This window comes from Aureibaculum luteum (assembly GCF_003449015.1).
Lineage (GTDB): Bacteria > Bacteroidota > Bacteroidia > Flavobacteriales > Flavobacteriaceae > Aureibaculum > Aureibaculum luteum.
In genome coordinates, this window is record NZ_QRGD01000014.1 from 1 (window position 1) to 15,387 (window position 15,387).

General features: G+C 32.7%; 15 protein-coding genes. 1 reads left to right on the forward strand and 14 read right to left on the reverse strand.

What is annotated here, in order from left to right; genetic code table 11:
- Nucleotides 1–173: 173 nt before the first annotated feature.
- The 8 genes from rsgA to D3P13_RS20975 form a co-directional block, all read right to left on the reverse strand.
- Nucleotides 174–1,241: a ribosome small subunit-dependent GTPase A gene (gene rsgA, locus D3P13_RS20940; RefSeq protein WP_117885459.1), complete on the reverse strand. Its 1,068-nt coding sequence runs from the start codon at nucleotides 1,239–1,241 to the stop codon at nucleotides 174–176.
- Nucleotides 1,242–1,460: 219 nt separating this feature from the next.
- The gene (locus D3P13_RS20945; protein ID WP_117885461.1) at nucleotides 1,461–2,267 is read right to left on the reverse strand and encodes a polysaccharide deacetylase family protein; all 807 of its coding nucleotides are present in this window, start codon (nucleotides 2,265–2,267) and stop codon (nucleotides 1,461–1,463) included.
- A 258-nt stretch (nucleotides 2,268–2,525) separates the two neighbouring features.
- On the reverse strand, nucleotides 2,526–3,362 hold the full coding sequence (locus D3P13_RS20950) for an alpha/beta hydrolase (protein ID WP_117885463.1): 837 nt from the start codon (nucleotides 3,360–3,362) through the stop codon (nucleotides 2,526–2,528).
- 194 nt (nucleotides 3,363–3,556) lie between these two features.
- Nucleotides 3,557–4,393 (reverse strand): alpha/beta hydrolase, encoded by an 837-nt coding sequence (locus D3P13_RS20955; protein ID WP_117885466.1) that lies wholly within the window; start codon nucleotides 4,391–4,393, stop codon nucleotides 3,557–3,559.
- A gap of 207 nt (nucleotides 4,394–4,600) precedes the next feature.
- Nucleotides 4,601–5,494 carry a TolB family protein gene (locus tag D3P13_RS20960; RefSeq protein ID WP_157972989.1) on the reverse strand — a complete coding sequence of 298 codons (894 nt, stop codon included), beginning with the start codon at nucleotides 5,492–5,494 and terminating at the stop codon, nucleotides 4,601–4,603.
- Between the two features lie 168 nt (nucleotides 5,495–5,662).
- On the reverse strand, nucleotides 5,663–6,376 hold the full coding sequence (locus D3P13_RS20965; protein WP_117885471.1) for a hypothetical protein: 714 nt from the start codon (nucleotides 6,374–6,376) through the stop codon (nucleotides 5,663–5,665).
- A 333-nt stretch (nucleotides 6,377–6,709) separates the two neighbouring features.
- On the reverse strand, nucleotides 6,710–7,186 hold the full coding sequence (locus D3P13_RS20970) for a PaaI family thioesterase (protein ID WP_117885473.1): 477 nt from the start codon (nucleotides 7,184–7,186) through the stop codon (nucleotides 6,710–6,712).
- A 183-nt stretch (nucleotides 7,187–7,369) separates the two neighbouring features.
- Nucleotides 7,370–8,293, reverse strand: a complete 924-nt coding sequence (locus D3P13_RS20975) for a hypothetical protein (RefSeq protein WP_117885476.1) — start codon at nucleotides 8,291–8,293, stop codon at nucleotides 7,370–7,372.
- A 476-nt stretch (nucleotides 8,294–8,769) separates the two neighbouring features.
- On the opposite strand from D3P13_RS20975, the gene D3P13_RS20980 reads away from it, so the two are divergent.
- On the forward strand, nucleotides 8,770–9,390 hold the full coding sequence (locus D3P13_RS20980; RefSeq protein WP_117885479.1) for a hypothetical protein: 621 nt from the start codon (nucleotides 8,770–8,772) through the stop codon (nucleotides 9,388–9,390).
- Nucleotides 9,391–9,409: 19 nt separating this feature from the next.
- Here D3P13_RS20980 and D3P13_RS20985 read toward each other — a convergent pair whose 3' ends face one another.
- From D3P13_RS20985 to D3P13_RS21010, 6 genes are all read right to left on the reverse strand, one after another.
- Nucleotides 9,410–9,988 (reverse strand): Crp/Fnr family transcriptional regulator, encoded by a 579-nt coding sequence (locus tag D3P13_RS20985; RefSeq protein WP_117885482.1) that lies wholly within the window; start codon nucleotides 9,986–9,988, stop codon nucleotides 9,410–9,412.
- 116 nt (nucleotides 9,989–10,104) lie between these two features.
- Nucleotides 10,105–10,620 carry a hypothetical protein gene (locus D3P13_RS20990; RefSeq protein ID WP_157972990.1) on the reverse strand — a complete coding sequence of 172 codons (516 nt, stop codon included), beginning with the start codon at nucleotides 10,618–10,620 and terminating at the stop codon, nucleotides 10,105–10,107.
- Between the two features lie 231 nt (nucleotides 10,621–10,851).
- On the reverse strand, nucleotides 10,852–13,362 hold the full coding sequence (locus D3P13_RS20995) for a cation-translocating P-type ATPase (protein WP_117885489.1): 2,511 nt from the start codon (nucleotides 13,360–13,362) through the stop codon (nucleotides 10,852–10,854).
- Nucleotides 13,363–13,711: 349 nt separating this feature from the next.
- Nucleotides 13,712–14,182: a YehS family protein gene (locus tag D3P13_RS21000; protein WP_117885492.1), complete on the reverse strand. Its 471-nt coding sequence runs from the start codon at nucleotides 14,180–14,182 to the stop codon at nucleotides 13,712–13,714.
- Nucleotides 14,183–14,271: 89 nt separating this feature from the next.
- Nucleotides 14,272–14,598 (reverse strand): hypothetical protein, encoded by a 327-nt coding sequence (locus D3P13_RS21005; RefSeq protein ID WP_117885495.1) that lies wholly within the window; start codon nucleotides 14,596–14,598, stop codon nucleotides 14,272–14,274.
- A 243-nt stretch (nucleotides 14,599–14,841) separates the two neighbouring features.
- Nucleotides 14,842–15,315, reverse strand: coding sequence for an SRPBCC family protein (locus D3P13_RS21010; RefSeq protein WP_117885499.1), 474 nt, complete (start codon nucleotides 15,313–15,315; stop codon nucleotides 14,842–14,844).
- Nucleotides 15,316–15,387: the final 72 nt, after the last annotated feature.

The window sequence follows — 15,387 nt, forward strand, 5'->3', positions numbered from 1 at the left end:
TTCTACTTCAATAAAGCCCTAAGATAATATTGTAAAAAAATAAAAGCAAAAACATTAGGAAATCAACACAGTTCTTGGTTAGTAATCTCACTTCATCGTTAAAAGTTCAAATACGAAAAGTAGTGCATTGTTGGGTTAGGTAGAAAGGTGTTTTATGGAGCCTGATGTTGTACTTAATACTTATTGTTTTTTCGTTGCTTTTTCATGTTTTTTATGAGTTTACCAAAGTTTTTATCTTTTTTTCTTTTGTCTTCCGCACTTGATTCAAAAAAGGATCTTTCTTTTTCCATTTTTTGAAAGTTAGCATAGGCATCTGAATCCATCTCTCCATTTTCAAGAGCATTTAGTATGGCACAACCTTTTTCAGACGTATGTGTACAATCATTGAATTTACAATTTTGAGATAATTCGAAAATTTTATCAAAGGTAATTTCTAAACCGGCGGACGTATTGGTGAGGCCAATTTCTCGCATTCCCGGATTGTCTATAAAAATAGTACCAGTATCTAAAACAATTAATTCACGATGTGTGGTCACATGTTTTCCTCTGTCAATACCTTCACTGATTGCTGCGGTATCCATTAGTTCTTTGCCTGAAAGTTTGTTTAAAATTGTAGATTTTCCAACGCCTGAAGAACCTAAGAGACAATAGGTTTTTCCTTTAATTAACAGGTCTTTAATGGTGTCTAATCCAATGTTTGATGGATTGCTAATGGTGAGGATGGGTACTCCTTTTACGCGTAACTTTAGGTTATCAATTAGTTCTTTTAATGCGTCCTTTTCAATTAAATCTATTTTACTAAGCACAATAATAGGTGCAACTTTTGAAGTATTACAAATGGTTAAATACCGTTCTAAACGATTGATGTTAAAATCTCTATTAACAGATTGAACGATCAACCCATAATCTACGTTTGTAGCAATAATTTGAATTTGTGTGGCTTTACCCACAGCTTGTCTTTCAATAATAGATTGTCTTGGATATATAGCATGTATTAAGGCTTTGTTTTCATCATATTCAGAAAAGGCAACCCAATCTCCAACGGCAGGCAAATCGTATCTGGTTTCAGCGGTAAACCTTAAATTTCCAATAAGTTCAGCGTCAAACTCTGTGGTATTGGTTTTGACAACATACCTATCCTTATGTTCTAATATAACACGACCCACATCAAATGTATCTAAATTTTGTTGTGTTCTAAAGGTTGCTAATGTTTGGTTATATCCTAAATCTTCAAGTGTCATTAATGTTTTTTTTATGAAGTAGAATCCATGTTTTTAGGTGTTCTATTTGTTGCGATAATAGCAGTTTTTTTTAATAGTAATGCTAGTCACAAGGTCATAGTCAGCTGCAGTTTTTTAAACAACGACCCATTATATCTTTTAGCATAGGTGTTTTGAGGATATAAAGATATAGGTTGTTGTCTTTAAATTCATATAAAAAAGGATTCTAAATCTACTAAATTAGTTAGCGGTAGCCATTTGGTTTTCTATATAATTGGTAACATTATAAAACGTATCTACCCAATAGTCTTTTTCATTAGCTTTAAGATAATTTAATAATTCTTTTAATGCTTCGTTAGAAACATTTAAGTAACCGCCACCTACACTATGAAACATAAATGTGGCTACCGTTCCGTTATTCTTCGCCTCTTTTACATACGCAATTAGTTCTTCTCCGGTATTACTATCAACATTCCAACTTGGCATAAAATTAGTGTCAATATTTTCCATCGTTTTCGGTATTGGCCCATCACTTCTTGCCGCCGAAAATAGATCTTTGACTACATCTACAAACGTGGTATCTCCTCTTACGGTGAAGTTGGAGCAGGTATATGCATACGTTCTATTTGTTTTTCCGTCAACAGCTTTTAACAACGTATTGGCGGTATATAATTCCATTTTTATTTGGTCTTTTGTATATACGTTTAAGTCGTACTCTGGCTTAACCCAATCTTGAGTTTTCGCATCACAGGGATGAAATAGGGAATGATTCCCTAATTCATGTCCGGTTTTTACCATATTTTGCCATTCTGAGGTTCGGTTATGTAACGATTCTGAATTTCCAGGACAATAAAAAGTGGCCTTAACATTAAAAGAATCGAGTATAGGTATGGCGTTATCTAGATGAGAATCTTGTCCATCATCAAAGGTTAAACACACCGCAGCCTTTTTGTTTTCTGGCCATTTAAAATCCTTTTTTAAGTTTTGCGAAACTAATAATTGGGTGGTCAGAATAGCAACGAACAAGCAAATAACTATTTTTTTCATACTCTTATTTTTTAAGCAGTTTTATAAGTTGTTTTGTATTGAATAGGGCTTATGAGTGTAACATAATTTAATTGCCAAACGATGCGTAAAGGCAAAACACTAAAATTATTTCAAAAGAATGGCGGTTACGTCTTATTCAAAGGCTACCTATCAAATATAAAAATTATATAGTTGTAAAGCAAATTAATAATTTGTGTGCTCAATGCGTTACACGGTTAGGGGAAAAGCTATATGATTAGGTTAAAATATAGGTAACTGCTATTTTTCTTTTTTCTTAAATATGTTTTCAAACGCATTATATACTGCTAAATGTAGGGCATCTGCATGGTCTTGTTTTTCAAAGAAATCAAAATATAGATTGGTGTTTTCTTTTTGTTGCAACTTTAATTTATCATATAATTGGTTAGCGGTTCTTTCCATTATTTTTCCTTCTTTACCAACGGCTATATAAATGGACTTTTTTGAGGTATATAAAGTAGGCTTGTATGTCAGTAACGATTCATCATTCCACCATAAACTAGGGCTCACAATAATATAATTGTCAAAAAGGTCAGGATTTTTAAATAAAATTTCAGTTGCTAAAAGTCCACCCAGTGATTGCCCAATCAATGTTTTAGTTGCATTCGTGTTGTATTGGTTGTCAATAAGTGGTTGTAGTTCCGTTTTAATAAATTTTATAAAGGTATCTGATTTTCCAGTTGTTGGAAAGTCCCTTTGGTCTTTTTTGTTAAGCGTAGGAAAAGTAAAGTCCCTTTTTCTATCAATATTAGCTATACCTACAACAATAGATTCAGGAATCATATTTATCCAAGAGAAGGACCCAAATTGTACGAGTCCCGAAATATGAATAAAGTCTTCATCAATAGAACCATCTAATAGATAAATGACGGGATATGTTTGTAAGGAATCTTTTGAATATCCGTTGGGTAAATAAATGTTTACAATTCTATTTTCGTTGAGAATTTTCGATTCAAATGCAATTTTTTCTCCAATAGAGAGTGGTACGGTCTTGTGCTGTGTTAACTCCTTTTGGGCAAAACTTAGACTACATATCGTTAAGCTGATAAATGTCAAAAATATGTTTTTAATCTTCATTGGTGTTGTTTTTTATAAGTAGCTACAACGGTTACTATAAAAATAGTAGCCAACTGCGGGCTTCAACATGTAAAGTTACAAGAAAGTTGCACTGGGCTAAAACGCTGTAAGTTACTACGATCTCTGTTGTTATTATTCTACATTATTGTGTTTTCGTGCTTTTCTAACTTTCAAATACAATCAATATGAAATACTTATTCCAACATAATTTCTTTAGTTAAAGTTTTCACCTCTCTTATCAAAAGAGGTAATGCAGGATACATCATTTGTCCGTGATTGGAGCCATCTAATTCATATATTCGAACATGTTTATGACCAGCAACCTTCATCATTCGCATCATATATGCATTCTCTTCATATCTGCCCAACATCTCCAATTCTCTATCTCCTGTAATAATTAATAGTGGTGGTGCATCTGCTCTTACATAAAACAATGGAGCCATCTCATCAATAAAGGGCTGTTCTCCTGAAATACCTCGTTCTTTACGTACGGTAAAATGCGTTATGGCATGTCCAGAAAAAGGAATTAATCCAGCAATTTTATTTGCATCAATATCATGAACTGCCAATTGTTTTTTATCTAACCCTACCATATAAGTGAGGTATCCACCTGCTGACATTCCTGATACAAATATCAGAGAAGAATTACCACCATATTTTTCAATATTTTTAAATGTCCAGGCTGTTGCTGCTGCTGCATCTTTTATACACTCCAAACTTTTTACAGTTGGTGACAATCGATACCCAACACTAACAACTGCAACCCCCTTGTTTTTAAGATATTCTGGTATTTCACGATTTCCACCAGTTAAACCACCACCATGAAACCACACAATTGTTGCGAAATTATCAATGTCTGTAGGATAATAAAAGTCAACTACACACATCTGCTGCATATAAGCATTACCCTTCATTATATCTGTGTCATAATAATGAATTGAAGTTTCTGTTTTGTAATTGTTTTTTTCTTGAGCGAAAACACTAGATACTAATAATGTAAGTGTGAAAACTATTGTTATTCTTAAGTTCATAATTTACTTTAAATGGTTTATATAAAAGTATTGTTTTCTGAGTAATCTATTTTTTTGAATGTCAAGTCCTGAAATATAGCTATGGCTTCGATGTGGAAGTGTCCGCGATGACTATTTCGTTGAAATCAAGCATTGGTTTAAAGATATAGATTTTCGGAAGAACCCCGAAGCTTCGGCCGCTACAATGAATTAAAACAGTTGTTGGCATTAGTTATTTTTTAATTCAGATTCTATATCAACCCAGTTAACCCTCCAATTTTTTTCTAAATGTTCACCAGTTGTATAAAATAAAAATTTATTGTCAGGTGTAACATATGGATTTCCTTGCCCAATATTATTGATTTTATTATTCAATTTTTTGGTATTTATCCATCCACCTCTTCCATCACTAAAACTTATCATTAAGTCGAGCTGGTTTCCAATAGAAGCAAAAATTAAATAATCTTCATTAGGTGAAACATATGGCGTACATTTTCCTGTTTTTGAATTCATCGAAATTGAAGTTTTTTCTGCATTTTCAAATTTACCATTTACTTTTTTTGAATGATAAATATCCATTTCGCTATAATCGATATTACTTGTGTGGAAATATAAGGTTCCAGAGTTTGTAATTGTAGGATGCGAAACTAATTTATCTCTCAAGTTTGGGATATCCACAAAAACAGGTTCTTTCCATTCTCCATTAACGTTGTCAGATTTCCAAATATGCCAAGTTTCTAAAGTACCTTTAACATTTGTTGGTCGGGTTGAGCTAAAATAGATAGAATTCCCATCAGGTGAAAAACTCATTCCGTGTTCGTTATATTTACTATTAAAAAAGACTTTCTTTGGCTCAGTCCAATTTCCGTTATCTTTTTTTATTACGAAAACATCAAATTTCTTAAAATTAGTATCCGAAATAGTGTAATAATACTCTTTTAAGTTAGGGCTAAATATTCCCTTATGGATAAGTTTATTTTCAGGAACGACATCTTGTTTGAATTCAAAAGGTATATTGTTCGGAATTTTGTCGGTTAAAAATTGCATTTTAGTAGTATCGTTTTCATTTCTACAACTCAAAAATACAATTGTAACTAGTAAGATGATTTTGAGTTTGTTCATTTCTCTAATTAATACCAACATTGCGTATAAAAGCTGTGCGGACTAAATAAGTCACCAACTTTGTTAATAGACCAAAGTTAGTAAATTAGCTGGGATTTTCCAGAAGGAAAATCCCCCGCATTGATTTTATATATTGTTTCCCACTTTTATTTTACTTTGTTATAAGTTTTATATATTGGTTTCGAGTTCTGTAATTTTTTTCCCAAAACCTTCAGTTAAAATTCCCTTTAGCGTTATTTTAGTTTTTTGAAATTCTGTTATTTGATAAATAGATTCATGTGTTCCATATGGGTCAAAGTTACAAACCAAAAAATAATTTTTATTCTTTTGTCCTATATACCAATAACCTACAAATTCTTTATTCTTTAAGAATTTACTTTTTAAGATTCGTTTGTTTTTAATTCCTTTTGTGAAATATTCATTCGAGAAATATTCATTTGAGAAATTCAATTTCATAGTGTCTCTAACAAGCTTAAATTCGTTATTAAATAAATATTCTGTAATTGCCGTTTTTGAAGAATTTAGTTCAAATTCAAGATTTAGTGGTACAAGAACTAAGGTTAGATTTAAAAAATCAAAATTCAACTCAAGTGAGTCCTTGTTGTAAATTGTGTAACCAACATTGGCAGTATCACCGGGTTGAGATAAATTATTATTATTTGGGTCAACTTCAAATTTTATAATGGAATCTTGGGATGTTGAAAGGTTTGAAAATTCCAGTTTTTCAAAGTCTAAAATTAAACTTTTAAAGTCTCTTAAATACCCATTTTTAGAAGTCATTGGTTTATCTTTTACTGAAATCCAAATTCCCGACGGCTTTTGATTTTTAGTACAAGAAATAATTCCAACTGAGACAATTATTAACAACACTATCTTTTTCATAATCGTGGGCGACTATTGTATAAACGTCCCGATACTTCGGGAGCGTTTATACCTGTTATGGTTATACTAGTTTTTTCTTGAATTTTGAAGCTAAAGAAACAGCACTTCAAATGTGTTGGAGTAGGGGTTTTATTTAGCGACTGCCTTTCAAATGTAACACTAAAATGGCATTAAATCAAATCTAGAATTTAAGTGTAGGGTGTACGTTGGGCATCGTAAAACAAACGTGTTTAAATAAAAGTGTTTGACCTCTTTATACACACTATTTTGACGTAGATTAGAGTTTTTAGCACATCCTTACTAGTCATATTTATTCTCTAATGCCAACATAACTTAGTCTCTTAACCTGATTGCCAAAATCTCACCTGTTGCACATATAATACCATTTGCAGCGAGTGTCATATCTACCCAGATTTTTCTCCCTTCTATGCTGCGAAGTTTTCCTTTCAATTCCAATTCAACTCCCATAGGTGTAGGATTTTTAAAATCGATTTTTAATGATGCAGTAACACACCTAACGGGAATAGTTGTAGCATCAACTAAAGAAATATGTTCATTTTTACATACAAAAGCTGCCGCCGAACCAGTTCCGTGACAATCAAGAAGAGACGCTATTAACCCGCCGTAAACACTTCCGGGGAGTGCCGTGTATTTTGGTTGAGGTGTAAAATAGGCTATGGTTTCATCGCCAACCAGATATGTTTTTAATTGGAAACCGTCAGGATTGCTTTTTCCGCAACCGTAACAATGGGCTAATTCGTCTGGATACAAATCCTGAATTGCTTTTAAATTTTTTGTATTGATGTGCATTTTATTGATGTAAGAACAATTATTGCATGTAAGGATGGGGTTCAATTACTACATCCTATACATGGTTTTTTTCAGTGTACTACACAAATTTAAGGCTTAAGATTTGTCAAATAATAGGGTAGTCTATATAATTGTAAACAAAAGTGGTTGACAACAATTACTAGTAAGTGTGGTTATTTTCTTTTAATGGTCAGATGCAATAAATAGAGGCCTCAATACGCCACCATAAATTTCATCTTCTGTGCCAAAAGTATGCGTACAGTTGATCTCTTTTTGAGGACCAGACAAGGCTTCTATTTTGAATCCGTAAATTTCTCGGCCTATAGTTAAACTATCATATGGAGTAATAGGATTTTGAAGATTCATCGGGTTAATTTCACCCAATTTATATATGACAGAATAGAAAGGACCTGCATCTCCTTGATCTTCGGAAGCGGAAGCCCAAATGATTCCATTTGCATCAATATACATATCCGTAATGCTTCTTTTTTGGAGCTTATTTTCCCAATTTCCAGGAGCGTCAATGGCCATTCCTTTTAAACCCTGGCCTTTTATGTTTAGCGTATGCTGCTCAGTATTATAAAGTCCCCAACGTAACACGCCTGTTGGATTGTTTTTTGAGCCACCACGTTCACCTAGTATTACAATCCTTTCATTTTCAGAATAGGCCAAGCAATGAATGGCTTCGTATTGATCACCAGTAGTATCCATATCATTTCTATACAACAACGGAAATTTGACACTGCCCAATAGGGTAGCTTTCCGTGTGCTAAGATCTACTTGAATATGAAATATTCGCCCCAAGTTACCTTTCCAATTGCCTGACTCTGCTATTAAAAATTCATTTTCTTTCCCAGGAATGGCACAAATGCTTTCTAAATCACTTGAAATGCCTTCGATACCCCAAGCATCAACTTTAATAGGAAATACATTAATAGATTTTTCTGTAAGTACTACCATTGCCAGTCTGACTCCTTTTTTGAAGTTTTTAACATCATAAACAACCAAATAGGTACTATCATTTAGTTGTTCCATGCCACTTGAGCCTCCACTTGATTTTTTTATAGCTATAGTTGGTTTGCTTATTTCTACAGAAGTACTCTTCATTTTTCTGGATGTGCTACAACTGGAAAGTAACAGTAGTAGGCAACTCAATGATCCTAAAAGAAATATAAAATTCGTTTTGTTTATCATCTGCTTTTTTTTAACTGTAGTTTATTCCCTTTATCGCAGCTAGTTGTACTAGATCACCTATGTATTTATGAAGATGCTTAAACTAAAGGCACTTCCAATAGTTTGGAGAACGGGTTTTATGTAGCGACAGTCTACCAAATGTAGAAATAAATGGGGAAGTAAGCAAATGAAAATTGATGTTTGAATTCTTAATAGGTGGATTTTAAACGTATCGTATTTGCTTCATTTTTACATTTCTTGACTATAGTCAATGCATTAGGGATTCTTAGCCATTAGTTTTGTAGAAACATATTGTTGAAACAAACTATAAAAGGTCTGGCTTAAGTTAAAAAGCGTGAGTGTGGTAATCCGCTACTATTTTAAGAATCAGACTGTAAAACTTAAAAATTATGAAACTAGACGAAAAGATATTAATTTTTTTATTATTGGCAGCAACGGCTGTTTTTGGTCAAAAAACGGAATCACTGGATTTATTGTCAGATGCTACCGATAACCAGATAGAGCACAACTATTCTATAGGATCTTCCTTTTTTATGCTGGGAAATTTACTTTCTGATGCTCCCGATTATTACGTATTAACCTTTGGGTATCAATTCACTAAAAAAGACAGAATATTTGCAGAGTTTAATACCTGGAAATATTCAGAACCTTTGGGTACCTACGGACATTCAGATGCATTTTATCCCGGTTATGTGAGAGCTTTTGGTGTTGGAATAGGATATCAACGCTTTTATTGGAAAGGACTATTTACCACCGTGCAAGCCACACCTTTTATGAAACAATATTATACTACGAATAACGATAAAATTCAAAAAGGGTTTCAGTTGTATTTTCAATTGATAGCCGGATATCGCTTTGAGTTTTTCAAAAAAAGATGGTATTTAGAACCTGCCTATGCACTCAAATATTGGCCTGTTGATACGAATTATCCATCTGATTTTGCGAAGATTGAAAACGGTAAGCCTAACTATATATTTGAACCCAGTTTAAATTTTGGTTTTAAGTTCTGATATTAGACAAAGGTTTAAATTAGTCTCTAGTTACAATTCTTCTCCGAATTCTACTGAGTGTTTCAGGCTTAATTCCAAGATAACTTGCGAGTTGGTATTGTGGTACTCTTTCTATTAATTCGGGTCTGTTTTTTAATACGTTTAGGTACCTGTCTTTTGGTGTTGCATTTTTAAAAACGGCTAGTTCTTCTTGACTAGCTCCAAGCATTTTTTCCATTTCTACACGACATACTTCTCCAAAACGTGGGAATTTCTTGTACAGAGCGTTTTCTTTTTCGGCGTTTAGAATGGCTACGGTAGTCTCTTCAGTACACATAAAATAACATTTAGAGGGTTTGCTATTTGCCATACTATCAAAATTTACAGCCGATTGAAATTCAGTATAAAAATTTGTGGTATTCTCATTTCCATCTTCATTAGTAAATTCTCTGATGCAACCCTTTATTACAGAAAATGCATCTTTAGCAATCTGTCCTTCTTTAAGTAAAATTGTACCTTTTGGGTATGTTTTAATAGGAAAAGCTTCAACAATTCCTTGTTTTTCTTCATGCGTCAAATCAATAAAATTTGACATCATTTCTACTAAAGCATTTTCCATGAATTACGATTCTTTTAATTTGTTTTATTGAATTTTCGGCATCTTAATGTTCATACCAAGAATGTGGTGAATTACGCTGAGCTGTGTCTTCATTTGTTTTATGGTTATCAAAATTACTACCATCCTAATTTTGGAGAGGTAAATGATTTCCACTTTCCATCAATTCTAAACATTTCACCTAATTTACATTTTATTTTTTTTCCATTTGACTCCATTATAATGAATGTTTCGGTTACATATATTTTTAATTTTTCATTATAAAGCTCTTCACCCTCTTGTTCTCTTCCAATATATATCAAGTTTTCTAATTGATTATTCCGTATTAATTTTTGCTTAAAATAAGCAACTGATTTAAAGAATTCTTCTCCAATAAGTGAAGGTTTTATGTTTTGCTTTTCCAATTCTTCAGGTATACCACGATATGAAAAATTATTATTTTTCATATAATCTACCGTTCCTTGGTCTGGAGTAATCTTATTGCAATACGCTTTTAGGTTATTTTCATCGGCATCTTTTAAAAAGACTACGAAATCTGAATAAAGTTCATCTAAATCGGAATAACCCGACTGTGAATTACAGCCCAAAAGAGAAAAGGATATTAATAATAAAAAGTACGTACTGAATTTTGTCATTTTTTTGAATGCTTATTTAATGTTGGTATTTTTATACATGATTTAAGCATCTAATTTAGTAAATGTAAATTGAATATTATTCCGGAGTCTTTTTATAAATAGTAAGCTAAGATTAACAGTTCTCTAATTGGAGAAGCGTAGTGGTTTATTTAGCGACAGTCTTCCAAATGTAGAAATAAAATGGATGGAAAGCAAATGATAGTATTTTGTTAAATAAAAGGAAAACACAAGTCACAATGTAACGGATCTATTTGTTCTTCTCGTTTTAATTTTTACGAATTCGTACCAAATTACCGATATAAAACCTATAGCCATAGAAATTGCTAACTGTGACATAGTAAGTGCCTCAAATTCAAAGAAACGGGTTAATGGAGGTACAAAGAGTAATAATCCTGTAATGGCAACTGTGATGGCAATAATCAAAATAACCAAATTGTTTTTATATTTCAGCGTGGTAAAGATGGAATAATAGAAAGATCGATTTATAAGTGTTAAAAATATATTCGCCGTAATTAATACCGTAAATACCATTGTCCTAGTTAGGGCTTCGTCATAAGTCATATAAACCGAATATTGATAGATAGCTAAAGTACCCATTGTAATTGCTATACCTTGAATAATACTTGTGGTTAGCTCATTCCAATTAAAAAAAGTGGTCGTAAACGGTCTTGGTTTTTGTAACATGGTGTTTTTTTCCATGGGCTCATTCTCAAATATAATAGAACAGGTTGGTCCCATTATGAGCTCTAAAAATATAATATGCACGGGTGATAGGATATTTGGATAGACCCATCCTAAGGCAAGTGGAATAAAAACAGTAAGAATAATTGGAATGTGAATGGATATAATGTATTGAATGGCTTTTTTTAGGTTGGTATAGATTCTCCTACCCATGGCAATGGCATCCACCATTTTTGATAAATCGTCTTCCGTCAATATAAGAGAAGCCGCTTGCTTGGCTATTTCTGTACCTTTTTTTCCCATAGCAATGCCAATGTGGGCTGCTTTTAAAGCAGGACCATCATTCACACCATCTCCAGTCATGGCTACAATTTGATTTTTTGCTTTTAAGGCATTGATAATTCTCAGTTTTGCTTCAGGATACATTCTGGTGAAAATATTGGTATTCATCACACTTTCCTCCAGCTCTTTTTCTGACAATTTCATTAATTCATCACCGGTAATACTACTTTCAAAGCCCTTAAATGAAACTTGCTCGGCAATGGCTTTGGTAGTTGCCGCATTATCTCCCGTAATAATTTTGACCGAAATACCAGCTTGGTAGAAGTCTTCAAAGACTTTATTGATATTTTTTTTCGGAGGATCATAAAATGCAATGATTCCTATAAAGTTAAACTTAAATTCTTGTTGGGTTTTTGGAAAATTGGATCCTTTAAAATCACTATCACCAACTCCTAAAACTCTGTAGCCTTTACTGGTTATGGTTTGAATCGCATTATTAATTTCCTTCTTTTCTGCTGAGCTTAAATTAGAAATGGCTATCAATGCTTCTGGAGCTCCTTTGGCAGCTATGATTCTTTGACCAGCATTATTTTCAAAAATATGGGTCATCATTGGTGGTTTCCCACCTAGTGGATATTCGTGGATTAACTTAAAATTGGGACGTTCATCTTTTTCTTTTATAGCTGCATAAGCTTGGTGTAAGGCTATTTCCATGGCATCGAAAGGAATGGGTTCACTGGCCCACATCGCTATTTTTATCAACTCCTTTTCATCTTCATTAGCTGCTTCAGGAGTGACGATTCTATTTGAATTTAGCGTGTAAATTTTTGCCAAACTCATTTTGTTTTCTGTAATTGTTCCTGTTTTGTCCGTACAGATTACCGTAGCACTTCCCAGTGTTTCAACTGTCTTCATCTGTTTTACTACAATACCCATTTTCATGAGTCGCCAAGCACCAATTGCCATAAACGAGGTGAATGCCATAGGGATTTCTTCAGGTAAAATACTCATAGCTAGGGTTAAAGCCTTAAGTAAGCTATCTAATACATTGTACGAATGAAAATAATTAATGGCCCAAACCAGAATAAAAACAAAAGAACCTGAAATAACCATTGTCTTTACGAAGTTGATTATTTGCAATTCTAGTGGGGTCTTTTCTTCGGTAATGCTTTCTAGACTTTTTCCAATTTTTCCTAATTTAGTTTCATTGCCAATATGTGTAACGGTAGCAATTGCCAAACCACTAGCAACAGTAGTCCCTGTAAATATTAAATTATCCTCTTTATTTTTGTCTTTAAAAACAGATAGTGACTCTCCCGTAAGGATAGATTCATTGACTGAAAAATCATTAGAATGAACTATTATGGCATCTGCAGTAATTGAAGTGCCTTCTTCAACCATTAAACTATCGCCAACCACCAAATCATCGCTACTAATTTCTACTACATTACCATTTCTAATGACTTTGCAATGAGGTTGAGAAAGCTTTTTAAGTTTTTGCAGTGCATTTCTACTTCTAGAATCTTGGTATAATGAAATAATTGATACAAGAATAATGGCAGATGCTAGAAAGATAGCATCGCCAGTGTTTCCGCTAATTAAATAAATGAGAGCCGCTACAAATAGAAGAATTATCATTGGCTCTTTGACCAATGTTTTAATATCATCTAAGACATTGTTTTCTTGCTTGTAGTTTAAGGTGTTTTTACCATATTTTTCTCTTGCAATAAGAACCTGCTCACTTGATAATCCGTTTATATTAAAATTATTTGTAGACATTTTGAAAGATGTTTATAGATCTGTAAGCTATGCTGATAGTGGTAAATTAACTTTTTGAAAACCAAATTTCTATTATATAAGATATTGGAAGACTGATTAACTCTATATTAAAGTTGCTAAAAATAACAGCACTTCAAGGTGTTGGAGTAGGAGTTTTATCTAGAACTTTTAACCAAAGTTAACGAGAAATATTCTAAGAATGAATACAAATTAGGGTAGGGTATTCCATACGTTTAAACATAACTTTTTTTAGCGAAGTCTTTAGCTAAATAAAAGTACATTCAAATTTTATAATGGAAATAAGTAGGAATAAGCTTAGGTGATTTTGACGGTATGCTATCTTAAAGAGCTATTCGTTTAATTTGTTTTTATATTGTGTTTGTAATGCATTAAGGAAATTTCTTAAGTACTGATCTAAACAAGGTCGATAAGATCTATGGTCAGGTCTGCGGAAAAATGAACTCAATTCATGTTTACTTATTTTTTTATCTATAGATTCAAATAGCTCTAAAATGTCATCCGTTTTTAAATCTAATGCGATTTTTAGTTTTCGAAGAATCATATTATTACTTAACGGGTCTTCTGCTATTGGTGCAGGACCTTCTCTTTTTCCTCGTTTTTCAATGATTAGTCCGTTGAGAAAAGTAGCCAGTTCTACATCAGTCATTTCTACAACTAAAGGATCATCTTCTTTTTTTAACCAGGCAAGTAAACCTTCCTTCTCCACATCGTAATCTGCTAATTTAAAAAGCGAAATCATTTTGTCGTCATTATAATTAAACAGGTAACGAATGCGTCTTAATATATCATTATTGGTCATATTCTTTGTCTTTTATTATCGAGGTCAATTTTGATGCTTTAAAATTGTTTGCAACCTCTTTTTGATACCTTCAAAATTAAGTATTTACCTTATCTCGCTAAAAGTTTACTAGAAACTTTATAAGTAGCGGAATAAGATAGTCCCGATTGACCCGTTTTAAAGGTCAAAAATGACTTTTTGTACCATCGAGGGTCTGTCGCTTTCTTTTTAAAATCGTTATGTGTGGCAATGCCATGTGATTCTCCATTGTCAAAAGTCTCCATTTGATACAAACCAATACCTAAATGTTCTAAACGCTGAAGAACAGTTTCGAAATCTGACTCAGAAAAATGGTAAATGGTTTCTTTGTCGTCTCCGTCATTCCTGTTTTTTAAATCAGTAAATACGTTTTTTTCTAAGAATTCAGTTTGTTTCATAATTTGGGAAATGTATAAGTGTATATTATTGGCGTTGACCGCGGCTAAATTAGTAAAAGGAAATTGAACCTTACGAAGTTCCAACGGGTTTTTATAAGTAGGTTGTCAATAACAATTAATTGAATTTATTACTTGTATTTAGTGTGTCTTTTCAATTTGAACTTATGGCTTGTTTTGTCACTCTTTATTAATTGCTGTTTTTTAAGTTTATATTTCTAATACATAATTCGCCTATCATTTACTTTATTTTGAAAGTGCCTTCCATTTACCTGATTCAGCAAACTCTTTAACAATTCGATTTCGTTTTATAAGTAATTTCGTCATATATTTTTCAAGAAACAATGTGTCGGCTAATTTTCCGAAGATGCCAAATGGTGATGTATATTCAAATACATCTATCATTTGAGTTTCTCCATTTACATCAGAGAAGTGATGTTCATGTTTAAATTCTTGAAACGCTCCTGTCTCCATTTCGTCTACAAAATAATTAGGACGCTCAAATTCCGTAATACGTGAAGTCAATTGTTGATATATACCGAAGTGTTTTGCCCTCCAGGTTACACTTTCATTCAAACCTATTAATCCACTTGTTTTACCTGCAATGGCTTCTTCGTTAGTCTGTTGGGTTGATATTTTGTGTAAATCAATACTTCTTGAAAGGTCAAAAACAGTTTCAATAGTGGCTTTTATTACTGTGTGAAGTTCAATGCTTGGCATTTTCTGGGTATTTCTGGTAACGTTCCTCTATTCAAAATTAGAATTAATATTGAGATTAAGAGAGGTAAAATG